General features: G+C 63.1%; 29 protein-coding genes. 28 read left to right on the top strand and 1 reads right to left on the bottom strand.

All coding sequences use genetic code 11. The features are described 5' to 3' along the window. Positions 1–180: 180 nt before the first annotated feature. From nifH to MacB4_RS02785, 11 genes are all read left to right on the top strand, one after another. A complete protein-coding gene (nifH, locus tag MacB4_RS02835) occupies positions 181–1,068 on the top strand; it encodes a nitrogenase iron protein (protein WP_206864364.1) in 888 nt (295 codons plus the stop codon). A 99-nt stretch (positions 1,069–1,167) separates the two neighbouring features. Beyond that, positions 1,168–2,643, top strand: a complete 1,476-nt coding sequence (nifD, locus tag MacB4_RS02830; RefSeq protein ID WP_206864363.1) for a nitrogenase molybdenum-iron protein alpha chain — start codon at positions 1,168–1,170, stop codon at positions 2,641–2,643. A gap of 56 nt (positions 2,644–2,699) precedes the next feature. Beyond that, a complete protein-coding gene (gene nifK / locus MacB4_RS02825) occupies positions 2,700–4,280 on the top strand; it encodes a nitrogenase molybdenum-iron protein subunit beta (RefSeq protein ID WP_206864362.1) in 1,581 nt (526 codons plus the stop codon). A gap of 27 nt (positions 4,281–4,307) precedes the next feature. Continuing rightward, positions 4,308–5,693, top strand: coding sequence for a nitrogenase iron-molybdenum cofactor biosynthesis protein NifE (gene nifE / locus MacB4_RS02820; RefSeq protein WP_206864361.1), 1,386 nt, complete (start codon positions 4,308–4,310; stop codon positions 5,691–5,693). A 24-nt stretch (positions 5,694–5,717) separates the two neighbouring features. Next, positions 5,718–7,100, top strand: a complete 1,383-nt coding sequence (gene nifN / locus MacB4_RS02815; RefSeq protein WP_206864360.1) for a nitrogenase iron-molybdenum cofactor biosynthesis protein NifN — start codon at positions 5,718–5,720, stop codon at positions 7,098–7,100. Then, positions 7,097–7,501, top strand: a complete 405-nt coding sequence (gene nifX, locus MacB4_RS02810) for a nitrogen fixation protein NifX (RefSeq protein ID WP_206864359.1) — start codon at positions 7,097–7,099, stop codon at positions 7,499–7,501. The genes nifN and nifX overlap by 4 nt, the downstream gene beginning before the upstream one ends. Beyond that, complete coding sequence (locus tag MacB4_RS02805; RefSeq protein WP_206864358.1) at positions 7,474–7,974, top strand: NifX-associated nitrogen fixation protein; 501 nt, start codon at positions 7,474–7,476, stop codon at positions 7,972–7,974. The genes nifX and MacB4_RS02805 overlap by 28 nt, the downstream gene beginning before the upstream one ends. Positions 7,975–7,980: 6 nt before the next feature. Beyond that, positions 7,981–8,538 (top strand): nitrogen fixation protein NifQ, encoded by a 558-nt coding sequence (locus MacB4_RS02800; RefSeq protein WP_206864357.1) that lies wholly within the window; start codon positions 7,981–7,983, stop codon positions 8,536–8,538. Positions 8,539–8,560: 22 nt separating this feature from the next. Then, positions 8,561–9,418: a sulfurtransferase gene (locus tag MacB4_RS02795; RefSeq protein WP_206864356.1), complete on the top strand. Its 858-nt coding sequence runs from the start codon at positions 8,561–8,563 to the stop codon at positions 9,416–9,418. Positions 9,419–9,631: 213 nt separating this feature from the next. Next, a complete protein-coding gene (locus MacB4_RS02790; RefSeq protein ID WP_206864355.1) occupies positions 9,632–9,877 on the top strand; it encodes a hypothetical protein in 246 nt (81 codons plus the stop codon). Between the two features lie 56 nt (positions 9,878–9,933). Next, complete coding sequence (locus MacB4_RS02785) at positions 9,934–11,133, top strand: hypothetical protein (protein ID WP_206864354.1); 1,200 nt, start codon at positions 9,934–9,936, stop codon at positions 11,131–11,133. Positions 11,134–11,689: 556 nt separating this feature from the next. On the opposite strand, the gene nifA is transcribed toward MacB4_RS02785, so the two are convergent. After that, positions 11,690–13,273 (bottom strand): nif-specific transcriptional activator NifA, encoded by a 1,584-nt coding sequence (gene nifA, locus MacB4_RS02780; RefSeq protein ID WP_206864353.1) that lies wholly within the window; start codon positions 13,271–13,273, stop codon positions 11,690–11,692. A gap of 119 nt (positions 13,274–13,392) precedes the next feature. On the opposite strand from nifA, the gene erpA reads away from it, so the two are divergent. The 17 genes from erpA (at position 13,393) to MacB4_RS02695 (ending at position 25,365) form a co-directional block, all read left to right on the top strand. Continuing rightward, entirely contained in the window at positions 13,393–13,839 is a 447-nt protein-coding gene (erpA, locus tag MacB4_RS02775; protein WP_206864352.1) for an iron-sulfur cluster insertion protein ErpA, read from the top strand. Further along, positions 13,829–14,152, top strand: a complete 324-nt coding sequence (locus MacB4_RS02770; RefSeq protein ID WP_206864351.1) for an iron-sulfur cluster assembly accessory protein — start codon at positions 13,829–13,831, stop codon at positions 14,150–14,152. The genes erpA and MacB4_RS02770 overlap by 11 nt, the downstream gene beginning before the upstream one ends. Positions 14,153–14,492: 340 nt before the next feature. Beyond that, the gene (nifB, locus tag MacB4_RS02765) at positions 14,493–16,076 is read left to right on the top strand and encodes a nitrogenase cofactor biosynthesis protein NifB (RefSeq protein WP_206864350.1); all 1,584 of its coding nucleotides are present in this window, start codon (positions 14,493–14,495) and stop codon (positions 16,074–16,076) included. 36 nt (positions 16,077–16,112) lie between these two features. Next, the gene (locus tag MacB4_RS02760) at positions 16,113–16,331 is read left to right on the top strand and encodes a YfhL family 4Fe-4S dicluster ferredoxin (protein ID WP_206864349.1); all 219 of its coding nucleotides are present in this window, start codon (positions 16,113–16,115) and stop codon (positions 16,329–16,331) included. After that, entirely contained in the window at positions 16,328–16,687 is a 360-nt protein-coding gene (locus MacB4_RS02755; protein ID WP_206864348.1) for an iron-sulfur cluster assembly accessory protein, read from the top strand. The genes MacB4_RS02760 and MacB4_RS02755 overlap by 4 nt, the downstream gene beginning before the upstream one ends. Before the next feature lie 9 nt (positions 16,688–16,696). Continuing rightward, a complete protein-coding gene (locus MacB4_RS02750; RefSeq protein WP_206864347.1) occupies positions 16,697–17,233 on the top strand; it encodes a hypothetical protein in 537 nt (178 codons plus the stop codon). A gap of 16 nt (positions 17,234–17,249) precedes the next feature. After that, complete coding sequence (locus tag MacB4_RS02745) at positions 17,250–17,552, top strand: nitrogen fixation protein NifZ (protein ID WP_206864346.1); 303 nt, start codon at positions 17,250–17,252, stop codon at positions 17,550–17,552. Then, positions 17,545–18,714 carry a cysteine desulfurase family protein gene (locus tag MacB4_RS02740; RefSeq protein WP_206864345.1) on the top strand — a complete coding sequence of 390 codons (1,170 nt, stop codon included), beginning with the start codon at positions 17,545–17,547 and terminating at the stop codon, positions 18,712–18,714. Before MacB4_RS02745 ends, MacB4_RS02740 begins: the two co-directional genes overlap by 8 nt. Beyond that, positions 18,711–18,932, top strand: coding sequence for a putative nitrogen fixation protein NifT (gene nifT / locus MacB4_RS02735; RefSeq protein WP_206864344.1), 222 nt, complete (start codon positions 18,711–18,713; stop codon positions 18,930–18,932). Before MacB4_RS02740 ends, nifT begins: the two co-directional genes overlap by 4 nt. Then, on the top strand, positions 18,929–20,104 hold the full coding sequence (locus tag MacB4_RS02730; protein WP_206864343.1) for a DegT/DnrJ/EryC1/StrS aminotransferase family protein: 1,176 nt from the start codon (positions 18,929–18,931) through the stop codon (positions 20,102–20,104). Before nifT ends, MacB4_RS02730 begins: the two co-directional genes overlap by 4 nt. Before the next feature lie 22 nt (positions 20,105–20,126). After that, on the top strand, positions 20,127–20,381 hold the full coding sequence (locus tag MacB4_RS02725) for a hypothetical protein (RefSeq protein WP_206864342.1): 255 nt from the start codon (positions 20,127–20,129) through the stop codon (positions 20,379–20,381). Further along, positions 20,378–21,247, top strand: coding sequence for an SIR2 family protein (locus MacB4_RS02720; RefSeq protein WP_206864341.1), 870 nt, complete (start codon positions 20,378–20,380; stop codon positions 21,245–21,247). Before MacB4_RS02725 ends, MacB4_RS02720 begins: the two co-directional genes overlap by 4 nt. Before the next feature lie 129 nt (positions 21,248–21,376). Continuing rightward, positions 21,377–21,787, top strand: coding sequence for a nitrogenase-stabilizing/protective protein NifW (nifW, locus tag MacB4_RS02715; RefSeq protein ID WP_206864340.1), 411 nt, complete (start codon positions 21,377–21,379; stop codon positions 21,785–21,787). Continuing rightward, complete coding sequence (locus MacB4_RS02710) at positions 21,784–22,668, top strand: electron transfer flavoprotein subunit beta/FixA family protein (RefSeq protein ID WP_206864339.1); 885 nt, start codon at positions 21,784–21,786, stop codon at positions 22,666–22,668. Before nifW ends, MacB4_RS02710 begins: the two co-directional genes overlap by 4 nt. Further along, the gene (locus MacB4_RS02705) at positions 22,665–23,786 is read left to right on the top strand and encodes an electron transfer flavoprotein subunit alpha/FixB family protein (RefSeq protein WP_206864338.1); all 1,122 of its coding nucleotides are present in this window, start codon (positions 22,665–22,667) and stop codon (positions 23,784–23,786) included. The genes MacB4_RS02710 and MacB4_RS02705 overlap by 4 nt, the downstream gene beginning before the upstream one ends. After that, entirely contained in the window at positions 23,783–25,081 is a 1,299-nt protein-coding gene (locus MacB4_RS02700) for an FAD-dependent oxidoreductase (protein WP_206864337.1), read from the top strand. Before MacB4_RS02705 ends, MacB4_RS02700 begins: the two co-directional genes overlap by 4 nt. After that, positions 25,078–25,365, top strand: a complete 288-nt coding sequence (locus MacB4_RS02695; protein WP_206864336.1) for a ferredoxin family protein — start codon at positions 25,078–25,080, stop codon at positions 25,363–25,365. Before MacB4_RS02700 ends, MacB4_RS02695 begins: the two co-directional genes overlap by 4 nt. The last annotated feature ends 15 nt before the right edge of the window (positions 25,366–25,380 follow it).

The following is a 25,380-nucleotide window of genomic DNA, read 5'->3' as shown; positions in this document are numbered from 1 at the left end:
TTTCCCGGGCTCCACGGGCGGAAGCACCGGAGTTCTCCCTCCGGGCGAGCGCCGGAGGCGGTTCAATCGCCATCGACGTTGGCACGCGATCTGCTCGATCGTTCGCAAAGCGCCGAAGGGTGAAGCGGGAAACGATCGCCCTCGGGGAAAAAGGAATTAGGAAAACAAGGGAGATCCACAATGAGCGAGCTGCGACAAATTGCCTTCTATGGAAAGGGGGGGATCGGAAAGTCGACCACTTCCCAAAACACCCTCGCCGCCTTGGCGGAGTTAGGACAGCGCATTCTGATCGTCGGTTGCGATCCGAAAGCAGATTCCACCCGGTTGATCCTCCACTCGAAAAATCAGGACACGATTCTTCACCTGGCGGCAGCCGCCGGGAGTGTTGAGGATCTGGAGATCGAGGATGTGATGAAGGTCGGCTACAAGAACATCCGCTGCGTCGAGTCGGGGGGACCGGAGCCGGGAGTCGGATGCGCGGGCCGGGGAGTCATCACCTCGATCAACTTTCTCGAGGAAAACGGGGCGTACGAGGGGATCGACTATGTCTCCTACGACGTTCTGGGTGATGTGGTCTGCGGCGGGTTTGCGATGCCGATCCGCGAGAACAAGGCACAGGAGATCTACATCGTCATGTCGGGCGAGATGATGGCGATGTATGCCGCCAACAACATCTCCAAGGGGATTCTCAAGTATGCCAATTCGGGTGGGGTTCGCCTCGGGGGCCTCATCTGCAACGAGCGGCAGACCGATCGGGAGCTGGAGCTGGCCGAGGCCTTGGCGGGCAAGCTGGGTACGACTCTCATCCACTTCGTTCCCCGAGACAACGTGGTGCAGCATGCCGAGCTCCGCCGGATGACGGTGATCGAGTATGCGCCCGAGTCGAAGCAGGCGGACGAATATCGGTCCCTGGCGAAGAAGATCCATGCGAACAAGGGGAATGGAGTGATTCCAACGCCGATCACCATGGACGAGCTCGAGGATCTCCTCATGCAGTTCGGCATCATGAAGCGGGAGGACGAATCACTGGTGGGCAAGGCCGCGGAAGAAGCGGTCCTTTGTGCTTAGGGATGGGAAGGAAGGATTGGCCGGCTGGGTGGGCGGTTTCCCAGCCGGCAGTCCCTTACGTGCGAGAAGAGACCTCAAACCGCGGAGGAAAGAGAGACCATGAGCCTGACAACGCCTGCGGCAGAGAACTGCCAGGAAGTGAGCGCCCGGAACCGCGAATTGATCGAGGAGGTCCTGAAAGCCTATCCGGAAAAGACGGTCAAGAAGCGCTCCAAGCATTTGGGGGTTTTCGAAGAGGGAAAGCCCGATTGCGGGGTCAAGTCGAACATCAAGTCCCTGCCGGGTGTCATGACGATCCGGGGATGCGCCTATGCGGGCTCCAAGGGGGTCGTGTGGGGTCCGATCAAGGACATGATCCACATCAGCCACGGTCCAGTCGGCTGCGGGCAGTACTCCTGGGCCTCCCGGAGGAACTACTACATCGGCACGACCGGTGTCGACACCTTCGTGACCATGCAGTTCACGACCGATTTTCAGGAGCGCGACATCGTCTTCGGGGGAGACAAGAAGCTTGCGAAAGCGCTCGACGAGCTCCAGGAGCTCTTTCCCCTCAACAAGGGGATCACGATCCAGTCGGAATGCCCGATCGGCTTGATCGGCGACGACATCGAAGCGGTTGCCAAGGCGAAGACCAAGGAGTTCGAAGGCAAGACGATCGTTCCCGTCCGCTGCGAGGGATTCCGGGGGGTTTCGCAATCCCTGGGGCATCATATCGCCAACGACAGCATCCGGGATTGGGTGCTCGACAAGACCGCAGGGAAGGAACCCGAATGGGTCTCCACCCCCTACGACGTCGCGATCATCGGGGACTACAACATCGGTGGCGACGCCTGGTCTTCCCGTATCCTGCTCGAGGAGATGGGGCTGCGGGTGGTCGCGCAATGGTCGGGAGATGGAACGATCAAGGAGCTCGAGCGGACTCCCAAGGTGAAGCTCAACATCCTCCACTGCTACCGATCGATGAACTACATCTCTCGCCACATGGAGGAGAAGTTCGGGATTCCGTGGGTCGAATACAACTTCTTTGGTCCGACCAAGATCGAAGAGTCGCTCCGGAAGATTGCGAGCCACTTCGACGACCGGATCAAGGAGGGAGCCGAGCGGGTGATCGCCAAGTATCGGCCGATGGCTGATGCGGTGATTGCAAAGTTCCGTCCGCGGCTCGCAGGCAAGAAGGTGATGCTCTTCGTGGGCGGGCTGCGGCCGCGCCACGTGATCGGTGCCTATGAGGATCTCGGCATGGAGGTCATCGGCACTGGCTATGAGTTCGGCCATAACGACGACTACCAGCGGACGACCCACTATGTGAAGGATGGGACGCTGATCTACGACGATGTGACCGGGTATGAGTTCGAGAAGTTCGTGGAGAAGCTCGAGCCCGATCTCGTCGGCTCCGGGATCAAGGAGAAGTATGTCTTCCAGAAGATGGGCGTCCCCTTCCGTCAGATGCACTCCTGGGACTATTCCGGCCCCTACCACGGCTATGACGGCTTCGCGATCTTCGCCCGTGACATGGACATGGCGATCAACAGCCCGATCTGGGGACTGACCAAGGCCCCTTGGAAGAAGGGCTGACGCAGCGGAAAGAGAGCCCGGAAAGCACAACTCGGTAACGAAAAAAGGGAGAAGATATGGAAACAAATGGAGAGACCAAGAGCCAGAACGCGGAACACGTGCTCGACCACTTTCATCTCTTTCGGCAGCCGCAGTACCTCGAGATGTTCGAGCGGAAGAAGCGGGAGTTTGAGGACGCAGCCTGCTCGGATGAGGTTGAACGGATTCGCGAGTGGACGAAGACCAAGGAGTATCGGGACAAGAACTTCGCCCGCGAGGCGATCACGATCAACCCCGCGAAGGCCTGCCAGCCCTTGGGCGCGATCTTCGCGGCGGTCGGATTCGAGGGAACCCTCCCCTTCGTCCACGGGTCGCAGGGGTGCGTCGCCTACTTCCGGAGCCACTTCAGCCGACACTTCAAGGAGCCGAGCGGCTGCGTCTCTTCCTCAATGACCGAGGACGCCGCGGTCTTCGGCGGGCTCAATAACATGATCGATGGCCTGGCGAACAGCTACGCCCTCTACAAGCCCAAGATGATTGCGGTCTCGACGACCTGCATGGCGGAGGTGATCGGGGACGATCTCAACGCGTTCATCAAGAATGCGCGGGAGAAGGGGAGCGTTCCCCAGGACTTTGACGTTCCCTTCGCTCACACGCCTTCCTTCGTGGGGAGTCATATCACCGGATATGACAACATGATGAAGGGGATCCTCGAGTACTTCTGGGACGGCAAGGCCAAGACCGTGCCCCCGCTGGTGCGCGAGCCCAACGGCACGATCAACCTGATCGTCGGCTTCGACGGCAACGTGGTCGGGAACATCCGGGAGATCCGACGGATTCTCGATCTGATGGGGGTTGACTACCTGATCGTCTCGGACAACAGCGACGTCTGGGATACCCCGGCCGACGGGACCTTCCGGATGTACGACGGCGGCACCAAGCTCTCCGAGATCTCCGATGCCTTGCATTCCAAGGCGACGATCTCGATGCAGAGCTTCTGCACGCCCAAGACGCTCCCCTACATCGGGACCAAGGGGCAGGAGACCGTCGGGCTCCACTACCCGATCGGGGTCGCGGCCACCGACCGCTTCCTCCAGGAAATCTCCCGACTCTCGGGAAAGCCGATTCCCGAGCCACTCGAAAGGGAGCGGGGTCGGCTCGTCGATGCGATCGCCGATTCGAGCCCACATATCCACGGGAAGCGGTTTGCGGTCTATGCCGATCCCGACGTGGCGCTCGGGATCACGGGATTCCTGCTCGAGCTCGGAGCGGAGCCCGCGCACGTGCTGGCGACCAACGCCGACGCGGCGTGGGAAGGGAAGGTGCGCGAGCTCTTGAGCTCTTCGCCCTTCGGAGCCGGCTGCCAGGTCTATCCTGGGAAGGATCTCTGGCATCTGCGCTCGCTTCTCTTCACGGAGCCGGTCGACTTCGTGATCGGGAACACCTATGCCAAGTATCTCGAGCGCGATACGGGAACGCCACTGATCCGGCTGGGATTCCCGATCTTCGATCGCCACCACCATCACCGCTATCCGGTCTGGGGCTATCAGGGCGGGCTCAACGTGCTCGTCTGGATCCTGGACAAGATCTTCGACGAGATGGATCACAACACCAACGTCCCCGCGAAGTCGGACTATAGCTTCGACATCATTCGGTAGGAAGGAAACGACCCGAAAGGAGTCGGGATGAGCAACCTGTCGGAAAAGGTCCAGGCGGTCTTCCAGGAGCCCGGTTGCGCCAAGAACCGGGCGAAATCGGAAAAGGAGCGGAAGAAGGGCTGCACCAAGCAGCTCCAGCCAGGGGCCGCCGCTGGAGGCTGTGCCTTCGACGGGGCGAAGATCGCGCTCCAGCCGATCACCGACGTGGTCCACCTCGTCCATGGGCCAATCGCCTGCGAAGGGAATTCCTGGGACAATCGGGGGTCCAAGTCCTCCGATTCCCATCTCTACCGGATGGGCTTCACGACCGACATCCAGGAAATGGACGTGGTCTATGGGGGGGAGAAGCGCCTCTTTCGTGCGATCCAGGAAGCGATCGACCGCTACGACCCTCCCGCGGTCTTCGTCTACCAGACCTGCGTCCCCGCGCTGATTGGCGACGATATTGACGCTGTCTGCCAGGCGGCCAGGAAGCAGTTTGGCCGCCCGATCGTCCCGGTCCAGTCGCCCGGCTTCGCCGGCAGCAAGAACCTCGGCAACAAGCTCGCCGGGGAGGCGCTGCTCGATCATGTGATCGGAACCGAGGAGCCAGCCTACACGACGCCCTGCGATGTGAACATTGTTGGGGAGTACAACCTGGCGGGCGAGCTCTGGCAGGTGAAGCCGCTTCTCGACCATCTCGGCATCCGGATCCTCGCTTGCATCTCCGGGAACGCGAAGTACCACGAGATCGCCTCGTGCCACCGGGCGAAGGCGACCATGCTCGTCTGCTCCAAGGCGATGATCAATATCGCCCGCAAGATGGAGGAGCGATACGGAATCCCCTTCTTCGAGGGCTCCTTTTACGGGATCTCCGACATGAGCGACGCCCTTCGTAACATGGCCCGGTTGCTCGTGGGACGCGGTGCTCCCGAGGAGCTGCTCTCGCAGACCGAGCTCTTGATCCGACGGGAGGAACAGAGGGCGTGGGAGAAGCTGAAAGTCTACCAGAAGCGACTTGCCGGCAAGCGGGTGCTCCTGATCACCGGAGGCGTCAAGTCCTGGTCTGTCGTCTCCGCCCTGCAGGAGGTGGGCATGGAGATCGTCGGGACGAGCGTCAAAAAATCGACCGACGAGGACAAGGAGCGGATCAAGAAGCTCATGGGCGACGAAGCCCACATGATCGAGGAGATGACTCCCCGAGAGATCTACCGGATGCTCAAGGAAGCCCGGGCGGATATCATGCTTTCCGGTGGCCGTTCTCAATTCGTCGCCCTCAAGGCGATGATGCCCTGGCTTGACATCAACCAGGAGCGCCATCATGCCTACGCCGGGTATGAGGGAATGGTCGCCCTGGTCGCCGAGATCGATCGAGCTCTCCATAACCCGGTTTGGCAGGAGGTGCGTCTTCCGGCTCCCTGGCAGGAAGGCTAACGAACGAATCCGAGAAGGGAAAACGTGGCCGAGGTCATCAACTCGAGAAAGGCGTGCAGCGTCAGCCCGCTCAAGATGAGCCAGCCGATCGGCGGGGCTCTCGCGCTGATGGGCGTTCACGGCTGCATGCCGGTCCTGCACGGCTCGCAAGGATGCACCGCCTTCGGGCTCGTCCTCTTCGTCCGCCACTTCCGCGAGATGATCCCGCTGCAGACCACCGCGATGAACGAGGTCACGACGATCCTCGGCGGGATGGAGAACATCGAGCAGGCGCTGCTCAATATCGCGCAGCGGGCGAAGCCCCAGATCGTCGGAATCTGCTCCACCGGGCTGACGGAGACCAAGGGGGATGATATCGTCGGGTACCTGAAGCTGATCCGGCAGCGGAGGCCCGAGCTGGCCGAGCTCCCTGTCGTCTACGTATCCACCCCCGACTTCAAAGGGGCCTTCCAGGACGGGTGGGCGAAGACGGTTGCCCAAATTGTGGAAGAGCTGGTCGAGCCCGGGGCGGCGCGGATCGACGATCAGATCAATCTGTTGGCGGGAAGTCACCTCTCCCCCGGGGATCTCGAGGAGATCCGGCAGATCGTCGAGTCCTTCGGGTTGCGGCCGATCCTCCTTCCCGATCTCTCGGGCTCCCTCGACGGGCATATTCCCGAAGATTTCACGCCGACGACCCTGGGCGGGACACGCTTGGAGGAGATCCGCAGGATGGGCGCTTCCCGGGCGACGATCGCGCTCGGCGAGCAGATGCGGGGCGCAGCGCTGGCGCTTGAGATGAAGACCGGGGTGCCCCATCTCCTCGTGGACCGACTCATGGGCCTCCGTTCGGTCGATCGCTTCCTCCATCTTCTTGCGGAGCTCTCGGGTCGTCCCGTGCCGCAGGTCTATCGCCGGCAGCGATCCCAACTGGTCGACGCGATGCTCGACGGACACTTTTTCTTTGGCGGGGTGAAGGTGGCCATTGGCGCTGAGCCCGATCTGCTGCAGAACGTGGGCCATTGGCTTGCCGAGCTCGGATGCGAGCTCAAGGCGGCGGTTTCGACGACCGAGTCGATCGTCTTTGCCGACCTGCCCGTGGAGCGGGTCTGCATTGGGGATCTGGAGGACCTGGAGCAGGAGGCGCTCGGATGCCAGCTTCTCTTGACCCATTCGCACGGCCGTCAGATGGCCGCCCGGCTCCAGATTCCCTTTTATCGGATCGGCATCCCGATCTTCGACCGGTTGGGTGCGGCCCACCAGGTGCTGGTCGGCTATCGGGGGAGCCGGAGCTTCCTTTTCGAGGTCGCCAACCGGCTCATTGCGGCTCGGGAGGAGGAAGAAGGAGCTCATTGGCCCGGGCGGGGGCCTCACGAAGAAGCCGCTCGGGCATGCCAATGCCAAGAGGAGGATCAGAGGACGGGATGAAAGTGGCCTTTGCGACGCAGGACGGAATTCGTGTGAACGCCCATTTCGGATGGGCGAAGACGATCGAGATCTATGAGATCGATGAAACCGAGGTAAGCCATTGGAAGACGATCGAATTTTCCGGGGACCTCGAGGAGGACGGAAACGAGGATAAGCTCGAGCCCAAGCTCGCGGCGATCAAGGATTGCGCGATTCTCTACGTGGCGGCGATCGGCGCTTCCGGGGCGGCGCGGGTGGTAGCGCAGAAGATTCACCCGGTGAAGGCGAAGGATCTGGAGCCGATCCGCGAGATCCTCGAAAAGCTCCAGGAAGTCCTCCGGGGGACTCCTCCGCCATGGCTGCGAAAGGCACTTTTGAAAGGAAAGGAGAGAACATGGGACTTCAAGGAGGAAATGGAGTGAAGGCGACGGTCGAGCCGGAGATCGGGGCAAGTGAGCTGCGAGAAGGATTTCTTCGAGAGCTCGTGAAGCAGCAGCGGGCCCAGGACACCTATGGGGTCTGGGACGGAAAGAAGGACGAGGAGCTGCTGGAGCCCTTTATCCTCGATGCCGAGAAGCGGAGACAGATTCCGATCGTGGGCGACCCCGACCCCGAAACCCTCGAGCGGGTGGAGCTCTTCTTCAACGCGGTCGGGCTTACGATCGAACGGAAGACAGGGGTGATGGTGGTGCCGATGATGTCGATGCACCACGAAGGCTTTGGAAAGATGGTTCTCCTTGCGGGACGGCTCGCGGTGGTCAATAAGGTCCTCCGGGACGTCCACCGCTTTGGCTTTCCCAATCGCGAAAAGCTCGCGGAGGCGGGGGAAAAGCATATCGCGGCGGCGCTCGAGATGATCGAGAAGTTCCCGGAGGTTGCCCGCTACGGGGGATGAGAGGTCATGGTCACTTGCGCGGCCTCTCCGACGATTCCGCCCCTCTCCGCATCGGCCCCGCCCATCGGTGCTGCGGAGGAGAGGGCGATGCTGCGCGGGATGTTCCGGCACGTCGTCCGGCGCTTCGCCGGCAGGGGAGCTTTCCCGTGCGTGCCCCGGCTCGGTCTCGATGACCTCTCATTTGAGCGGCTGCTCGTCTTCAGCGGGGCTGAGAAAGAGCCCTCCTGCTTGGCCAGCGTGATCCCGGAGGATTTTTGGGAGATCGCTTCGCTCTTGGTCGAGTCGGGGAATGGATCAGAAGAGACCCGATGGATCGCACACGCCCTCGCCGCAGCCTGCCTGGCGGACGATCATCTCTGGCAGGATCTCGGCCTGCCCGACCGGAAGGCCCTCAGCCGCCTTCTCGAGCGCCACTTCCGTCCGCTGCGCGACCAGAACGTCGGAGATATGCGCTGGAAGAAGTTCTTTTACCGGCAGCTCTGCGAGCGGGCAGGATTTCAGGCTTGCAAGGCGCCGAGCTGTCGGGAATGCACCGATTACGCAATCTGTTTCGGAAAGGATTAGGAAACAACCAAAGGAGAGAACGATGACAACGATTGCCTATGCTCATCCGGAGAAGCTGGTCGAGACCGAATGGCTCGCGGAGCACCGGAACGACCCAGGGATCCGCATCGTGGAGAGCAACGAAGATGTGCTGCTCTACGATACGGGACATATCCCGGGAGCGGTCCATATCGACTGGCGACGCGACCTGCAGGACCAGATGATTCGCGACTACATCTCCCCGCAGGCTTTTGCGGCGCTCTGTCGCCGAAACGGCATCACCCCGGAGACGACCTGCATCTTCTACGGGGACAAATCGAACTGGTGGGCCTGCTATGCCCTTTGGGCCTTTGAGCTCTACGGCCACCGGAATGCCAAGATCCTCAACGGTGGACGAGCCAAGTGGATCAGCGAGGGAAGAGAGCTCACTCGGGAGAAGCCTTCCTACCCGGAGACAACCTATCCGACGCCGGCGGCCCGGCGGGATGGGGAGATCCGCGCCTTCTACGAGCAGACCCTCACCCATCAGCGCGCGGGGCTGCCGCTCATTGACGTGCGCAGCCCGGGGGAGTACTCGGGCGAGCTGCTCCACATGCCCGAGTATCCGCAGGAAGGGGCGCTCCGCGGCGGCCATATTCCCGGCGCCAAGAGCATGCCCTGGAAAACCGCGGTAAAGGAGGACGCGACCTTCAAGTCGGCGGAAGAGCTTCGGAAGATCTACGAGGGGGAGTGCGGACTCAGCCCGGAAAGCGACACGGTGGTCTACTGCCGGATTGGCGAGCGATCGAGCCATACCTGGTTCGTCCTCACCTATCTGCTCGGTCACAAGAAGGTGCGCAACTACGACGGGTCGTGGACCGAGTGGGGCAACAAGGTCGGCGCCCCGGTCACCCGACCATAGCGGCGAGCCCACGCGTTACCGCATCGGACTGCGCAGGGCGGGCCTTCGGGGGAACTGCCTCCGGGCCCGCGCTTCTCTTCGATCCGGACCAGCCGATGCTCGAGATGCGGAAGGCCCGCCACAGGCGGGCTTCTCCTGGCGTCCGCCTCGGTGATCGGGCCCCGGTCGGCTCCCGACGGTCGCTTCCGGCCCAGCTCGGAAATTCCGTTCTCAATGCAGTCGATCGGACGGCGCGGGCTGCCGCAGGCTCTGGCGAAGAACGGCCTCCTGCCCGATCCGGGAACCGGATGGGCGGCGAGGAATGCGGGCTTGGGGGCGTCGTCGGAACACCGGCATCGCAAGGGGGAGGCGAAAAGGATGTCCGGGCCGGACAAAAAAGAGAAGCCTCTCTCCAAGAATGAGATGGCAGCACCCAAGAAGAAGGCCGTCCAAAAGAAGAAGCACGGCTTCTGGTGGTGAGCGCGGCCGGATTGGGAACGGTTGCGCGAGGCAACTCAACGACGCATACTGAAAGCGTGAGCATCGAGATCCGCTCGACTGGCGATATTCTCGCCGCTCTGAAAAATCATCCGGACTGGGCCGATGCTGTCTTTGACGCGCTTCTCTCTAGCCAGCGGCGGATGGACAGGATCCGTCAAAAGATCCTGACCGACGACCTTCTGCGCCTTCCCGGAGAATTCAAAAGGGCGGAGGAGGAGTGGAGGGAAGACCGAAGAAGCATCTTGGAGGCGGTCCGGGAGCTTGGGGAGGGCCAGAGCAGGCTGGCTGCCGCCCAGGAGAAGACAGAGGCCAGGGTGGGTCAATTGGCTGCCGCCCAGGAGAAGACGGAGGCCAGGGTGGGTCAATTGGCTGCCGCCCAGGAGAAGACGGAGGCCAGGGTGGGTCAATTGGCTGCCGCCCAGGAGAAGACGGAGGCCAGGGTGGGTCAATTGGCTGCCGCCCAGGAGAAGACGGAGGCCAGGGTGGGTCAATTGGCTGCCGCCCAGGAGAAGACGGAGGCCAGGGTGGGTCAATTGGCCGCCGCCCAGGAGAAGACGGAGGCCAGGGTGGGTCAATTGGCTGCCGCCCAGGAGAAGACGGAGGCCAGGGTGGGTCAATTGGCCGCCGCCCAGGAGAAGACGGAGGCCAGGGTGGGTCAATTGGCCGCCGCCCAGGAGAAGACGGAGGCCACGTTCAGGCTCTTCATGGAATCCACGCAGGTCTTTCGGAAATCCATCCTGGATGTGCTGCGTAATCACGAGGGCCTGCTGATTGAGAGCCTGGTGCTCGCGAAGTTGCACAACTATCTGCATCGGAGGATCAGTCCGGTTGAGGTGCTCGAGCCCCGTCTGGTGAGCCGCATGCTTGATGCTGCCCAAAAAGCCAACGCGATTTCCGAGGACGAGCATGACAGCATCGCGGAGGCGGACGCGCTTGCAGTAGGTCAGGATAAGGGGACGGGAGAGCCTGTGTGCGTTGCTGCTGAGGTATCGGCAAAGGTTAACGTCGAGGATGTCGATCGGGCCGAGGAGCGCTCGAAGATCTTCCTCAAGGCCGCGCAGGCCGCAGTTCGGCAGAAGCCGGCGCAGTGGCGGCGCATTTTTTCGGCGGAGCCCTCGAAAGCGTTCGGTCTTGTGGTTGGCAGGAGCATCACCGATGAGGCACGCGGGGAAGCGGAAAGGCGGGACGTGATCTTCGCCAAGTTCAGGAATGGCCCCGGCATCGAGGGCCTGTAGCGCGGAGCCGCCATCGCCCAGGCCTTGGTCGGATGAGCCGTCAACACACAGGAACTCGGCGACTTCCGGGAATTGGATTCCTGCTGGGCTTTTTGGGTTTTCCGGTCCTGTGACCATTGAGGATCGGGTCGATCCAGCCGTCCATGCTTTCCTTCTCCCGCGGCAGATGCTCTCACATGTCTGGCAGGATCTTGATCCGCCTCTTGTGGCGCTGACAACTCCCAGGCGCCACGCGAAGGCCAAGCTTTGGCGGATGTTGCAGCCGTCAGGATAAGGAAAAGGACCTTCCCCCCGCGGAGAAGATGATCGAGAGCGCAGGGTCGGGGATCTCCGGACCCGAGACCTCCGTGATCCCGGTCTCCTGGCGCCAAGCCGCGGCCCAGATCAATCAGGGGATGCTTTCCCAGTCACTTGGGGATAAGCCTCCTATGACTCTAGGGACGGCGACAAAGAGGATGGCGTCGGCTCGCTTGATCTCGCAGGGGCGCCAAGGCGATGGCGACGGCCAATCCTCCCAACCTCGGGGCCGTCAGCGGTTTCGTATGGGATTTCCGGATCAAAACTTCTTGATCGGAATCTCATACTTGCGGAGGGCGTAACCCAGCTGGCGCGGGGTGAGGTGGAGCATCCGGGCCGCCTTGGCTTGAACCCAGCCGCATCGCTCCATCGCTTCGAGGAGCTGCTCCCGCGCGCCCGAAGGCGAGCGTGCCAGGCTCGGCCTTTCCAGGCCGCTTTCCGGGGCCGGTGCCGGCTGGGCGACGATCGGGGTGGGGAGCGGAGTCAGCTCCCGCTTCCAGAGCAGCGAGGAGAGGCACTGGCCGCTCCGGCAGGAGATGTTGCCCTCCTCGATGAGGCCGCGGGCGGCGGCGTTGGCCGCGCGCTCGAGGCAGTTTTGGAGCTCCCGGACGTTCCCCGGCCATTGGCAGCGGACGAGAACGTCCAAGGCCCGGCCTGAAATCGAAAGCCGCCGGCCGAAATCCTCCCCCATCTTGTTGAGGAAATGCTCGACCAGAAGCGGAATGTCGTCGGTTCTCTCGCGCAACGGGGGCAGGAAGAGGCTGACCACGTTGATCCGGTAGTAGAGGTCCGATCGGAATTCACCCTTGAGCACGGCCTCCTCGAGATTCCGGTTGGTTGCCGTGATCAGCCGGACGTCGATGTGAATGGTCCGGCTCCCGCCCAGCCGCTCGAACTCCCGTTCCTGGAGGACGCGCAGGAGCTTGACCTGCACTGCGGGTGAGATGTCCCCGATCTCGTCGAGGAAGAGGGTGCCGCCGTGCGCGAGCTCGAAGCGCCCCTTTCGCTCGTGGAGGGCCCCCGTGAACGCCCCTTTCTCATGTCCAAAAAGCTCCGACTCGAGGAGCGATTCGGGCAGGGCGGCGCAGTTGAGCTTGATGAAGGGGCCGTTCCTTCGGGGGCTCAGGAAGTGGATGGCGCGGGCGATCGCTTCTTTTCCCGTCCCGCTCTCGCCTCGCAGGAGAACCGTGGAGCGGCTGGGGGCGACCTGGTGGGTCAGTGCGATCACCTCCTGCATCCGCTTGCTCTGACCGATTACATTCTCGATCCGGTGCTTGGTCGCCAACTCGGTCCGGAGGCGGTCTCGTTCCGCGACGAGACGGCGCTGCTCCTCGGCGACCTTGTCGCACAAGCGGATCGTTTGGCCCATCAGGTTGGCGACGAGCTGCAGGAGCCGGGTATCCTCGCGGAGCCGGGCGGAAGCTCCGGCCGATCGCCGCTCGAGGATCAGCACCCCGAGGCACTCCCGATCGTGGAGGATGGGGATCCCCAGGAAGGAGATCGGAGGCCCCTTCCGATGGGGGAAGCCGGCGACATAGCCCGCGAGCAGGGGCTCCTGGCTTTCGTCGGGGACCGCCGTCGGGAAACCGGTCTTTTGTATATAACGGACCACCGACCCCGCCCCGGCCATCCGATCGGGTCCGAGCTGCTCTTGGGGAAAGCCGAGCCAGGCGACCGCATGCAACGTCTCGCCTTCACCCAAGACGACCATTCCTCGCTCGATTCCCAGGTAGGTGGCCAGAAGCTTGAGGACGCCGCGAAACGAGTAGTCCAAGTCGAGGGAGGAGTTGAGGAGCTTGCTGATCTCGTAAATGGTCGTGAGCTCGAGGTTGAAGGGCTGCATCGCTTTGTGGTTGGGACTCTGGTCTGCGACCGGTCTCCACGATAGAGGAAGCAGATTCCTTGCCAACCTTTCACACTGAGCACGGCATTTCTGGCACGCAAGATGCTCGATCCACTGTTATGGAAGGAAGCACAACGGTATCGAAGAAAGCAGAGGGGCTGGCCACCGCGGGCGTAAGAGACCCGGAGCCCGCTCCCGCAGTCACCCTGATGGCGGATGCGGTGGAAAAGATCCGGAGCCTCCTCGAGGAAGATGGTCGAACGGATCTCAAGCTGCGCGTCTATGTCACGGGGGGAGGCTGCGCGGGTTTCCAGTACAATTTCGCCTTCGATGACAGGGAAGAAGAGGACGACTTCTCGGTCGAGTCGGGGGGAGTGACCGTGGTGATCGATCCGCGGAGCCTCCCGTTCCTGGCGGGAGCCCAGATCCGGTACGAAGAGGATCTGAGCGGCGCACGTTTTGTCGTGGTCAACCCGAACGCGGCTTCTACCTGTAGCTGCGGCTCCTCATTTTCGACCTGCTCCCAATCCGAGAAGCCAACGGAGGCACAAGATCATGGCGATTGAGCTCACGGACGCGGCGGCCGACCGCCTCCGTTCTTTTCTCCAGGGGAAACGCGAAGGAGCGACCTTCCGTATCGGGCTTACCCGCTCCGGGTGTGCCGGATGGAGTTATCTGCTGGAAAAAGCAGAGTCGGTTTCTCCCGATGACCGGGTCTTCGAAAGCCGGGGCCTTCGCCTCGTCGTCGCCTCCGAGAGCCTTCCGCTGCTCGACGGTCTTCTCTTGGACTATATCCGCAAGCCGTTCGCCGAGGGTTTCGCGTTCCACAACCCGAAGGCGAAGAGCGCGTGCGGCTGTGGCCAGAGCTTCAGCACCTAGATACCGAAAGCCGGCGTCTCCGACCGGTTGTCGCCGGCTTTCGCCTTCTTTTCACCAGACGCCCATCGTTTTCGGCTTGTTGCGCCCGAGCCATGCCCGTTCCTCGGTCCGACCGCTGTGCGGAAGCGGACAAAAGAAAACAACGCCCTGTTGCGGTTGCGACAGGGCGGGCGGCCAGGACGCCAGGCAGAGTGCGTGGCGGCCCCGGCCTCCTTGGAGGGGAGGCGATCGCCGACTTGGCACGTTCTTTGCTCGATCGCTCTCAATGCGTGGTTTTCCGCGATGGAAGGCGCGGGGAACGGCCGCAACAACGAAGAAGCCGCCAGAAAGGGAAGAAGCGATGGAAGCTCTTAAGGAACCTGGACAAGGCATCAGTGCACGGTTTTCGAACTTGAAGGGGCTGACGATCCCCGTAGCGCCCCACAAAGGTTGCGGCTCGAGCGGGGGAAGCGGTAAGTCGAGCTGTGGCTCGAGTGCTGGCTCGGGGGATCTGCCCTCGGAAATTTGGGAGAAGGTCAAGAATCATCCCTGCTACAGCGAGGAAGCGCATCACCACTATGCGCGGATGCACGTGGCGGTCGCTCCCGCTTGTAACATTCAGTGTAACTACTGCAACCGGAAGTACGATTGCGCCAATGAGAGCCGGCCCGGAGTAGTGAGCGAGCGGCTGACCCCGGAGCAGGCGGCGAAGAAGGTTCTCGCCGTGGCTTCCGAGATCCCGCAGATGACGGTCCTCGGAATCGCCGGGCCGGGAGATCCTCTGGCGAATCCGGACAAGACCTTCCAGACCTTCGACTTGGTCTTCAAGGCCGCTCCGGACATCAAGCTCTGCCTTTCGACCAATGGGCTTGCGCTGCCGGACCATGTCGAGCGGATCAAGGACTTCAAGGTGGATCATGTCACGATCACGATCAACATGATCGATCCCGAGGTGGGTGCGCGGATCTACCCCTGGGTCTTCTTCCGCCACAAGCGCTACACGGGGAAGGATGCGGCGAAGCTCCTTTCGGAGAGGCAGCTGCAGGGCCTCGAGATGCTCACCCAAGCAGGAATCCTCTGCAAGGTCAATTCGGTGATGATCCCCGGGATCAACGACGATCACCTGGTCGAGGTGAACAAGGCGGTCAAGAGCCGAGGAGCCTTCCTGCACAACATCATGCCGCTCATCTCCGCGCCGGAGCATGGCACGGTCTTCGGGCTTTCCGGGCAGCGCGGCCCATCCGCTCAGGAGCTCAAGGCGCTCCAGGACAAGTGCGAGGGGGAGATGAACATGATGCGCCACTGCCGTCAGTGCCGTGCCGACGCGGTCGGCTTGCTCGGCGAGGACCGGGGGGCCGAGTTCACGACCGAGCGGATCGAGTCGATGGAGGTCGAGTACGACGCCGCGAAGCGCCGGGCCTACCGGGATTCGGTGGAGATCGAGCGGGAGGCCAGGAAAGCGGCGCGGGAGCGGGAGCTTCTCACGCTGGCCGGAGAGAACAGCGGTCGAAAGATCCTGGTGGCGGTCGCCACCAAGGGCGGCGGAAAGGTGAACGAACATTTCGGGCACGCCAAGGAGTTTCAGATCTACGAGCTGAGCGTGGCCGGCTCCAAGTTCGTGGGCCATCGGCGCGTCGATCTCTACTGCCAGGGCGGCTACGGGGAAGAGGACGCCCTCGCAGGGGTCATTCGTGCGATCAACGACTGTGTCGCGGTCTTCGTGGCCAAGATCGGGGGCTGTCCCAAGGAAGAGCTGCGGAAGGCGGGAATCGAGCCGGTCGACCAGTATGCCTACGGCTACATCGAAACCGCCACGATCTCCTACTTCCGGAGCTACCTGCAGCGGTTGAAGAACGGAGAGCTCGTCGATGTCGAGCGCGGGGACGCAATGATTCGGCAGGGGGCGTTTATCGAGTTGGGCGAGCCTGCGGGCCAGGCCGCCTGAAGCGGAGAGGAAAACGAAAGGAAGGGAAGAGAATCGATGCCATACAAGATTGTGGCTTCGCAGTGCACGGGCTGTTCCGCCTGCGAGCCGGAGTGTCCGAATAAGGCGATATCGGAAAAGGATGGGATATTCCTGATCGATCCCAAGAAATGCACCGAGTGCATTGGCTTTTTCGACGAGCCGCAATGCGTTGCCGTCTGCCCGGTGGACCATACCTGCATCGTCGACAAGAGCCTTCCACGGTACCAGAGATGAAAATCACGCTCACTCCGAAGGCTGAGGCGTTCATCCTGCGGATGATCCGGATGGGCAGCGGAGGCGACCCCGATGCTGGGATGCGCTTGACCGCCAGCCCCGGCGGCTGCTCGGGGCTCGCGACCGAATTCACTGTCGAGCGCGGGCCCCAGGAAGGAGACGCGATTTGGGAAGGGAAAGGCTGCCGGCTCTTCATCCCGAGGGAGAGCCAGCCACTCCTCCAAGAGGCGATCCTTCATTTCGTCGAAAATCCGATGGAGACGCGGCTGATCGTTCTGTCCGGGCCGACGGGAAGCTGCTCCTGCTCGCAGGAGGCGGCCGCCTCCGTCGAAGGCTCGCCCGGGCAGGGGGGATAGTGGGAGGGGATGGCTATGGGAACGGAAGCTCCTCTTGCGAAGGCGCTTTCCGGCCTGGGGGCGCTTGCCGAGGAGCATTGGGGGCCGCTTTCGAGCCGCGCCGAGGAGCTCCTCCGCGCGGCCGGCCGCTCGGGCCGGGCGCAACCTCGAGCCGAAGCTCTCTTGCGCGAAGCGACCGAGGCGGAGCCGGGACATATCTCCGTCCTGATCGGCAACTATCGGTATGCTTTCTACTCGGGGAAGCTCATGGAGGCTCGGGACTGGGCGCTCGCCTGCCTGGAGGCGGTGGCGAAGAAGGCGGGCCTTCCCCAGGAGTGGAGCAGGGTTGGCGCCCCCCGCCGGGAAGAGAGCGCCCGTGACGATCCTCTCTTCCGCCTCTACCTCTTTGCCCTCAAAGCCTACGGCTATCTCGAGAGCCGCTTGGGCGAGCGGGAGAAGGGGCTTGCCGCTCTGCGCAAGCTGGAGGAGCTCGATCCCATGGGGCTGCTGCGGGGAGGCGATCTGCGGAGGATCGTCGAGAGGGGACCGATGGAGGACGAGGACTGAGGGAAAGGAGGATCTGATGGGCATGGACGACGAAGTCGAGCTCGAGGGGCCGCCCGCCTTCACCTACGGCCAAAAGGTGATCTCAAGGAAGCACATCCGGAACGATGGGACCTTCCCCGGGAAGGAGATCGGCGAGGTCTTGATCAAGAAGGGAGAGAAGGGAGTAGTGACGAGCATTGGTACCTTTCTCCAGCGCTTTTACATCTACGGCGTCGACTTCTACGAGCGGGGCTTCGTGGTCGGGATGAAGGGCAAGGAGCTGGAACCCGCGCCGGAAGAGGGTGTCGCAGTGCCCGAGCCCCAGGTCAATCATGGGTGAAATCGATCGGATCTATCTCGACTACAACGCAACGGCTCCGTTGCGGCCGGAAGCCCTCGCGGCGATGCTCCCCTTCCTTCGGGAGCGCTTCGGGAATCCCTCGAGTCCGGGGTTGAGCGGAAAGCTCGCCAAGGAAGCCGTCGGACGGGCGCGGAGCGAGGTGGCGGCCCTGATCGGCGCCAAGCCCTCGGAAATCCTTTTTACCAGCGGCTGCACCGAGTCGATCCACCAGGCGATCCTGGGAGCGCTGGAGCGGGCTCCGGATCGGCTCCGTGTCTTGTCGACGACGGTGGAGCATCCGAGCACCGACCTGCTCTTCGAGCGGCTGGAAGACCGCGGGGTGGAGATCGTCCGGCTGCCCGTCGATCGGCAAGGATTGGTCGACCTTGGTGCCCTCGAGGAGGCACTCGCCAGGCCAGCAGCTCTTTTGTCGCTGGTCTGGGTCAACAATGAGACGGGGGTGATCAGCCCGGTACAGAAGGCTCTCGTCCTGGCGAAGGAGCGGGGTCTCCTCTGCCATCTGGACGCGGCGCAGGCGGTGGGAAAGATTCCGGTCGATGCCGGGGAGCTCCCCTTCGACCTGCTCTCGTTTTCCGCCCACAAGCTGGGTGGGCCCAAGGGGACCGGCGCGCTATTTCTGCGAAAAGGGGTTGCGTTGCCTCCCCTGCTTTGTGGCCACCAGGAGCGGGGCCGGAGGGGTGGAACGGAGAACGTTGCGGGCATCGTTGGGTTTGGCGCGGCGGCATGGCTGGCTGCGAATGGGCTGGTGGATCGGGTCAAAGCGGTGGGATGGCATCGCGATCGGCTGGAGGAAGAGATCCTCGCGGCGCTCCCCTTTGCCGTGGTCCATGGGAGGGGGAGCCCTCGGGTGGCCAACACGGCGAGCGTGCGGTTCGGACGAATCGATGGAGAGGAGCTGCTCGCCCGGCTGGAGCGGCGCGGCGTCGAGGCTTCCTTGGGCTCGGCCTGTGCGAGCGGGGGGACAGAGCCCTCGCGGATTCTCCTGGCCATGGGACTGTCGCCGGAGGAGGCGCGGGCCACGATCCGCTTCAGCCTGGGAGAGGAGACGACCATCGAGCAGGTGGAGCGCGCGGCTCGGGGCATCGTGGAGGAGGCTTTGGCGGCGAGTGGGGCGCAAGACGGAGGAGGGAGGACGGAATGAAGATCATGCTTCGGAGGGGGGTCAAGGGTGAGCTTTCGGTCTACGTGGCGAAAAAGGATCTGGAAGAAGCGGTGATCACCGCCGAGAAGCCCGGGCTCTGGGGCGGGACGGTGACGCTCGCCAATGGATGGCGCTTCCAGCTTCCGGAGATGCCGGGCGATACGCTCCTCCCGATCACGGTCGAGGCGCGCCGCTTGTCCGAAGAGGGAGGGACATGAGGGCAGGACCATCGCCGAGAGCTCCCCTGCCGCGCATCCCGCTCTCCGATCCCGATCTCTCGGAAGAAGAGCTGGCTGCGGTCGATTCGGTGCTCCGGTCGCCCGAGATCAGCGCAGGAGCATTGGTTGACGAGTGGGAGAACGCATTCGCCGCCTGGGTAGGGCGCAAGCACGCGGTGGCGGTCGGCAGCGGTGCGATCGGTCTCTGCCTCGGTCTCCGCGCTCTGGGCATCGGCGTCGGGGACCGGGTGATCCTTTCGGGCTATTCGTGGCACCAGGTTGGAGAGGCGGTCGCCTTGTGCGGAGCTGAGCCCCGGTTCGTCGACATCGACTACTGGTCGGGAGCTATTGCGCCGGAGCGGGCAGCGGAGGCGGCCCGAGAGGGAGCGCGAGCGATCCTCGCCGGAAACACGCTCGGCCATCCCGCGTCCTGGCGGGAGCTCGAGCGGCTGGCGGAAGAGCAGGGACTGCTCCTGCTGGAAGATGCAACCGAGTCGATCGGCTCCCGGTACGGCGACCGAATGACGGGCAGGTTCGGCCGGTTGGCGGTCTTCGACTTTTCGCAGCCCGGAGCGCTCGTCTGCGGAGAAGGCGGGATGGTCGTGACCGACGATGAAGAGCTGGCCGCTGGTGTCCGGTATGGCCGGAGCCGCTCCCGCGAAGAGCGCTTTTCCGGGATCGCGACGATGATGCCCTCTCTCCATGCTGGCCCGAGCAATCTCACTGCGGCGCTGGGGCTCGTCCAGCTCCGTCGGATCGGGGGGATCCTGGAGCGCCGGCGGCTCGTCGAAGCGTGGTATTTCCAGCAGATGAAGTCCTTCGAAGGGATCAAGGACCCTTACATCGCTCCCGAAGCCGGAGAGGTTCACTGGTTCCTTTACCCGGTCCATTTGGGGACGCGATTCACCCGGTCGAGCCGCGACGCGATCCTCGAAGATCTTGCCCAGGCGGAAATCGAAGCCTCCGCTTATTGTCAGCCAATGCACCTCCAGGGTTATGCCATCGAGAACGGCTGGCGGAAGGGGCGCCTCCCGGTCACGGAGAAGGTGGCCGATCGTTCCATCGTTCTTCCATTTCATGCCCATCTGACCGAAGAGCAGATCGCCTTCATCGTAAAGACGCTCAAGGACTCTTCGGTCAATGTCGGGGCCGGAGCGGCGATCTATTTGTAGGGCAGCAACAACAGGAGGTTCTATGAACGAGGAGATGGTCGTCATTCATGTCCGTTTCGCGAACGACGGAGCGGTGCAGGAGATCGGGGAGAGACCGTCCGGGGTCGCCGCACAGGCCTGGTTCGGACGGCTGTGGAAGAAGGCGGGGGACCGGTTCCAGGTGTTTGCCGGCGGACGGGGCATTTTCCGTCTCCCCCGGACCGCGCTCGAGGAGCTGCAACAGGAAGAGCCGGAGGCCCAAGAAGGGGCGGAGGCGGAGAAGGGAGCTCAGGGATGAGTGATGTCTTGCACGAGATGGTTGGATGCCTGGAGGCGGGAAAGCTCATCCCCTACCTGGGGCCGGGAATTTGGCCCCGAGAGGGGGACTCTGCCGCGCCGTTTCCGACGGAGGGCGAGAGCCTTGCCGAAAGCCTCGCCCGCCGAGTGGCCGTCCCGAGCCGGGCGAGGAAGATCCTCTCGGCGGCCGCGCAATACATTGAAAGCCAGAAGCATCGCAAGACGCTGCGGAAGCTCCTGCTCGAGACCTTTTCGGTTCCAAGCCCGAAGCTCGCTCTCCACGATCGGTTGGCGAGCCTTCCCCAGCTCCCGCTGATCGTCGATGTCTGGTATGACGGCGCGCTTCGGGCGGCGTTGGGCTCCCGGTCGGATTGGGGAGAGATCCAAGGGGTGAGCCAGGCCGAGCATCCCGGAAGCTGGACCCGAGCCTATCGTCCGGACGGAACCGAGGCCCCGCTCAGCGAGGCCGCCGGGTGGGGGACCGTGCTCTACAAGCCTTTCGGGTCGGTCAGCCCCGCGGCGAATTTCGTCATCTCGGACTCGGATCTGGTGGAGGTGCTCACCGAGATCGATATCCAGACGCCGATCCCGCCAGTGGTCCAGGAACGGCGCCGGGGGAGCCGCTTCCTCTTCATTGGATGCCGCTTTTCGAGCCAGACGGAGCGAAGCTATGCGCGGCAGATCCTCAAGCGTTCCTCGGATCGCCATTGGGCGAGCCTCCCGGAAGAGCTCTCCCGCAACGAGGAGCGCTTCTTGCAGGAGATGCGGATCGAGCGGATCTCGCTCTCCCAAAACGAGCTCTGCGAGACGCTCTTCGCGCTCTCCCCGGCAATGGCCAGCGGATTGTCGGAAAGGCCACCAGAATAGGTTGCGTTTGATCGGAAGGACACACGATGCGCCGCTTGCCCCAATCCGACACGCCTCGCTCGCTTGGGAGGCTCGAAAAAAGAGAAAGGTTGGCATGCCACCTGCTGCTTCGTCCCTAAGAGGACCTGGATGATTGATCCCATTCTAGCCGACTTGAGCCGCCTTTCGGCCGCGGAGGAGTTTCTCGACTATCTCGAGGTGCCTTACGATCCCCAGGTCGTTCGCGTCAACCGGCTCCACATTCTCAAGCGCTTTCAGAAGTATCTGCTCTCAGCGAACGCTCCGAAGACCCGAACCGACGAGGAGCTCCGTCTCTTCTACCGGGGCCTTCTCGAAGCAGCCTACCAGGACTTCGTCCGCTCGTCGGCTCTCCAGGAAAAGGTCTTCCCGGTCTTTCATCGTCCGGCGCCGGAAAAGAAGCCCCTCTCTGCGACGGTCGCCGTAGAGGATTTACGCTCTTCGCTGCGCGGGAAGCGAATGCCAAGGGAGACGCCGGTGACGCCGGGAAGCAAGCTTCCTTCGGGAGGGGACGGAGCATGAAAGCCCCCAACATCGTGGTCTGCGTCAAGCAGGTGCCGGACAGCGCTCAGATTCGGGTCCATCCGGTGACCGGGACGATCATGCGCCAGGGGGTTCCGGCCGTGCTCAATCCCTATGATCTCTTTGCTTTGGAAGAGGCGCTCCAGATCAAGGATCGGCTAGGCGGCTGGATCGTCGCCCTCTGCATGGGGCCGTCGCAGGCGGAAGCGGTGCTGCGCAAAGCCCTCTCGTTGGGCGCGGACGAGGCTGTGCTGGTCTCCGATCGCGCGTTCGCCGGCTCGGATACGCTGGCCACCTCCTTTGCGCTGGCCCGAGCGATCGCGCGGCTCTCGCAGGAACGGGCGGTTGATCTGGTCTTCACCGGCAAGCAGACGATTGACGGGGATACCGGCCAAGTCGGACCCGGTGTTGCGAAGAGGCTGGGCGTGCAGCTGCTAAGCTATGTCTGCCGGATTCCCGTCCTCGACATGAATAGCCGGAGCATCGTTGTGCACCGCTGGACCGAAAAAGGGGTGCAGGTGCTGAGCAGCCGGCTGCCCTGCCTGATCACCGTCTTGGAGGGAACAAACGAAGGCCGTTTCGCATCGCTGCCCGAGATGATCCGGGCGGCCCGACAACCGATCCGGGTCTGGGACCGCAAGGCGGCGGGCATCGAGGATGTGAGCAAGATCGGGCTCAAGGGATCTCCTACGGTGGTCGGAAAGGTCTTTGCCCCGTCCCGACGGGCGGAACGGGCGGAATGCATCGAGTGGGATCTCGAGGAGCCCGAGAAGGCGGTGGCGGAGCTCTGGGCGAAGGTGATCTCCCGTCAGCCGGAGCTGGCGGCGAAATGTTCTGGCGGCGGGAGCGAAGGGAAGCGCGAGGAGGGAGATTCCGAATGAGCGAAGCCGAGGGCAAGCCCGCGGAGAAGAAGGGAGCCGCCCGGAGGAAGGTGACGCTCGACCCGCGGCTGGCGCAGTATCGTGGTGTCTGGGTCTTCGTCGAGCGCGATGCCCGGGGAGTCCATCCGGTCTCCTGGGAGCTTCTGGGCGCGGCCCGGCGGCTAGCCGATCAGCTCGGTACCGGGGTGGGGGCGGTAGTGGCAGGGGCTCCTTCCGAGGCGCTCGACGCCGACTCGCGGGATGCGATCGCCTACGGCGCCGATCAGATCTTTGCGGTCGCCCATCCCGTGCTTGCGGGGTACAGGAACGAGCCCTACACGCGGGTGCTCTGCGAGCTGGTCAAAAACCATAAGCCGGAAATCTTGCTGCTCGGGGCGACCTCCCTTGGGCGGGATCTGGCGAGCAGCGTCGCAACAGCGCTCGAGACGGGGCTCACCGCCGATTGCACGGAGCTGGCCATCGATCGGGAGAGCCGCGCTCTGGCGGCGACACGGCCTACCTTCGGGGGCAACCTCCTCTGCACGATTCTCACTCTCAACTATCGGCCGCAGATGGCGACGGTGCGGCCGCGGGTGCTTCCTCTGCCGGCGAAGGATGGACGGAGGAGCGGGGAGATCCGGAAGGAAAAGATCGATCTTTGTGAGGAGGAGATCCTGACCAAGTTGGTGGACTATCTTCCTCACGCCGGAGGTGATCAGGTCGATCTCGCCCTCGCCGAGGTGATCGTGGCCGGAGGTAAGGGGCTGCAGAAGGCGGGCAACTTCGCCCTGCTCGAGGAGCTGGCTCGAGCCTTGGGCGGAGAGGTGGGAGCCACCCGGGCGGCCGTGCAAGCGGGATGGGTCGATCCGCACAGGCAGATCGGCCAGACCGGCAAGACGGTCCGACCCAAGCTCTATATCGCTGCGGGAATTTCCGGAGCGATCCAGCATCGGGTCGGCATGGACAGCTCGGACCTGATCGTAGCGATCAACACCGATCCCAACGCCCCCATTTTCGAAGTAGCCCATTACGGGATCGTCGGAGACGCAATCGCTCTCCTTCCTCTTCTGACGCGCACGCTGCGCGGAGAGGCGGCGGCGGGGACGACGATTCCGACCGGAGCGTCTGCATCCTTATGAAAGAACGGTTTGATGCGATCGTCGTCGGAGCGGGACCTGCGGGGACCGCCGCGGCTCTCACCCTGGCCAGGGGAGGATGGAAGGTCCTCCAAATCGAGCGCGGGGAGTACCCGGGATCGAAGAATGTGCAGGGAGCGATCCTCTACGCGGATTCACTCCAGAAGCTGATCCCGAATTTTCGAGAAGAGGCACCTCTGGAGCGCCATCTGGTGGAGCAGCGGCTCTGGATTCTCGACGATCGTTCCTACCTCGGCAGCACCTTCCGCTCGCCTGCCACGAAGGACGCGCAGCCGGACCGGTACACGATCCTTCGGGCGCAGTTCGACAAGTGGTTTGCCAAGAAGGCTCAGGAAGAGGGTGTGCTCTTGCTCTGCGAAACGACGGTCCTCGATCTGCTTCGCGAAGGGAGACGGGTCGTGGGGGTCCGGACCGACCGGGAGGATGGCGACGTGTATGCCGATGTCGTGATCCTGGCTGACGGTGTGAACTCCCTGTTGGCCCGGAAAGCCGGGATTCGGCCAGAGCTCGGGGCGGGGGAGGTCGCGCTGGGGGTGAAGGAGGTCTTGTTCTATCCCCAGGATGCTCTGGAGGAGCGGTTCGGGATCGGGGAGGACGAGGGGGTGGCGATCGAGATGGTCGGGAAGATCACCCGGGGCATGGTGGGAACGGCCTTTCTCTACACCAACAAGGAGTCGCTTGCGGTCGGGATTGGCTGTCTCCTTTCGGACTTCCGGCGGGAGAAGATCCCGCCCTACGTCCTGCTCGAGCATCTCAAGGAGCACCCGGCTCTGCGACCGCTCTTGCGCGACGGAGAGATGAAGGAATACACGGCGCACCTCATCCCGGAAGGAGGTTATAAGGCGATCCCGAAGCTCTCCGGCGATGGATGGCTCATCGTGGGAGACGCCGGCATGTTTGTCAACTCGGTCCACCGGGAGGGCTCCAACTTGGCGATGGAGACCGGGCGGATGGCCGCGGAGACCGTCATCGAGCTTCGGCAAGCCCGGGAGCCCTTGACTGAACGCAATTTGCGCCGTTACCGGCAGCGGCTCGAATCGAGCTTCGTGATGAAAGACCTGCGGAAGTACCAGCACGTCCATGAGGTGCTCGATCAGAACCGCCATTTCCTCACGACCTACCCCGAGCTCGTCAATCGAGCGGCGGAGACCCTTCTTCGCGTCGACGGGGTCGACAAGCGCTCCAAGGAGAAGGAAGTGACCCGAAGCTTTCGGAAGCACCGTTCCTATGGCGGGCTCGTTTCTGATGCGGTGAAGCTCTGGAGGGCATTCCGATGAACGAGGTGGAAGAGAAGCTCTATCAAAACCGGTATCGTCTCGACGCGGGGCGTCCCCATATCCGCATTCGCAACCCCGAAGTCTGCCAGTCCCGCTGCTCCGAAAAGTCGTGTGCCGCCTGCTGCCCCGCGGGCTGCTATACCCTCGGATCCGAAGGCAGGATCACGCTTCTGACCGACGGTTGTCTCGAATGCGGCACCTGTCGGATCATCTGCAGCGAATTCCGCAACGTCGACTGGGAATATCCCCGAGGCGGCTTCGGCGTCCTCTTCAAGTTCGGTTGAGGGCGCGGTCGATTC

This window comes from Methylacidimicrobium sp. B4, from assembly GCF_017310545.1.
GTDB lineage: Bacteria > Verrucomicrobiota > Verrucomicrobiia > Methylacidiphilales > Methylacidiphilaceae > Methylacidimicrobium.
Note: the sequence above shows the minus strand (reverse complement) of the source record. Positions and strands in the feature narration are given on the sequence as shown.

Excerpts from the sequence above, each read along its gene's own strand:
- nifH (WP_206864364.1), top strand. The coding sequence starts at position 181 with ATGAGCGAGCTGCGACAAATTGCCTTCTATGGAAAGGGGGGGATCGGA.
- nifD (WP_206864363.1), top strand. The coding sequence starts at position 1,168 with ATGAGCCTGACAACGCCTGCGGCAGAGAACTGCCAGGAAGTGAGCGCC.
- nifK (WP_206864362.1), top strand. The coding sequence starts at position 2,700 with ATGGAAACAAATGGAGAGACCAAGAGCCAGAACGCGGAACACGTGCTC.
- nifE (WP_206864361.1), top strand. The coding sequence starts at position 4,308 with ATGAGCAACCTGTCGGAAAAGGTCCAGGCGGTCTTCCAGGAGCCCGGT.
- nifX (WP_206864359.1), top strand. The coding sequence starts at position 7,097 with ATGAAAGTGGCCTTTGCGACGCAGGACGGAATTCGTGTGAACGCCCAT.
- MacB4_RS02805 (WP_206864358.1), top strand. The coding sequence starts at position 7,474 with ATGGGACTTCAAGGAGGAAATGGAGTGAAGGCGACGGTCGAGCCGGAG.
- MacB4_RS02800 (WP_206864357.1), top strand. The coding sequence starts at position 7,981 with ATGGTCACTTGCGCGGCCTCTCCGACGATTCCGCCCCTCTCCGCATCG.
- MacB4_RS02795 (WP_206864356.1), top strand. The coding sequence starts at position 8,561 with ATGACAACGATTGCCTATGCTCATCCGGAGAAGCTGGTCGAGACCGAA.
- MacB4_RS02790 (WP_206864355.1), top strand. The coding sequence starts at position 9,632 with ATGCAGTCGATCGGACGGCGCGGGCTGCCGCAGGCTCTGGCGAAGAAC.
- nifA (WP_206864353.1), bottom strand. The coding sequence starts at position 13,273 with ATGCAGCCCTTCAACCTCGAGCTCACGACCATTTACGAGATCAGCAAG.
- erpA (WP_206864352.1), top strand. The coding sequence starts at position 13,393 with ATGGAAGGAAGCACAACGGTATCGAAGAAAGCAGAGGGGCTGGCCACC.
- MacB4_RS02770 (WP_206864351.1), top strand. The coding sequence starts at position 13,829 with ATGGCGATTGAGCTCACGGACGCGGCGGCCGACCGCCTCCGTTCTTTT.
- nifB (WP_206864350.1), top strand. The coding sequence starts at position 14,493 with ATGGAAGCTCTTAAGGAACCTGGACAAGGCATCAGTGCACGGTTTTCG.
- MacB4_RS02760 (WP_206864349.1), top strand. The coding sequence starts at position 16,113 with ATGCCATACAAGATTGTGGCTTCGCAGTGCACGGGCTGTTCCGCCTGC.
- MacB4_RS02755 (WP_206864348.1), top strand. The coding sequence starts at position 16,328 with ATGAAAATCACGCTCACTCCGAAGGCTGAGGCGTTCATCCTGCGGATG.
- MacB4_RS02750 (WP_206864347.1), top strand. The coding sequence starts at position 16,697 with ATGGCTATGGGAACGGAAGCTCCTCTTGCGAAGGCGCTTTCCGGCCTG.
- MacB4_RS02745 (WP_206864346.1), top strand. The coding sequence starts at position 17,250 with ATGGGCATGGACGACGAAGTCGAGCTCGAGGGGCCGCCCGCCTTCACC.
- MacB4_RS02740 (WP_206864345.1), top strand. The coding sequence starts at position 17,545 with ATGGGTGAAATCGATCGGATCTATCTCGACTACAACGCAACGGCTCCG.
- nifT (WP_206864344.1), top strand. The coding sequence starts at position 18,711 with ATGAAGATCATGCTTCGGAGGGGGGTCAAGGGTGAGCTTTCGGTCTAC.
- MacB4_RS02730 (WP_206864343.1), top strand. The coding sequence starts at position 18,929 with ATGAGGGCAGGACCATCGCCGAGAGCTCCCCTGCCGCGCATCCCGCTC.
- MacB4_RS02725 (WP_206864342.1), top strand. The coding sequence starts at position 20,127 with ATGAACGAGGAGATGGTCGTCATTCATGTCCGTTTCGCGAACGACGGA.
- MacB4_RS02720 (WP_206864341.1), top strand. The coding sequence starts at position 20,378 with ATGAGTGATGTCTTGCACGAGATGGTTGGATGCCTGGAGGCGGGAAAG.
- nifW (WP_206864340.1), top strand. The coding sequence starts at position 21,377 with ATGATTGATCCCATTCTAGCCGACTTGAGCCGCCTTTCGGCCGCGGAG.
- MacB4_RS02710 (WP_206864339.1), top strand. The coding sequence starts at position 21,784 with ATGAAAGCCCCCAACATCGTGGTCTGCGTCAAGCAGGTGCCGGACAGC.
- MacB4_RS02705 (WP_206864338.1), top strand. The coding sequence starts at position 22,665 with ATGAGCGAAGCCGAGGGCAAGCCCGCGGAGAAGAAGGGAGCCGCCCGG.
- MacB4_RS02700 (WP_206864337.1), top strand. The coding sequence starts at position 23,783 with ATGAAAGAACGGTTTGATGCGATCGTCGTCGGAGCGGGACCTGCGGGG.
- MacB4_RS02695 (WP_206864336.1), top strand. The coding sequence starts at position 25,078 with ATGAACGAGGTGGAAGAGAAGCTCTATCAAAACCGGTATCGTCTCGAC.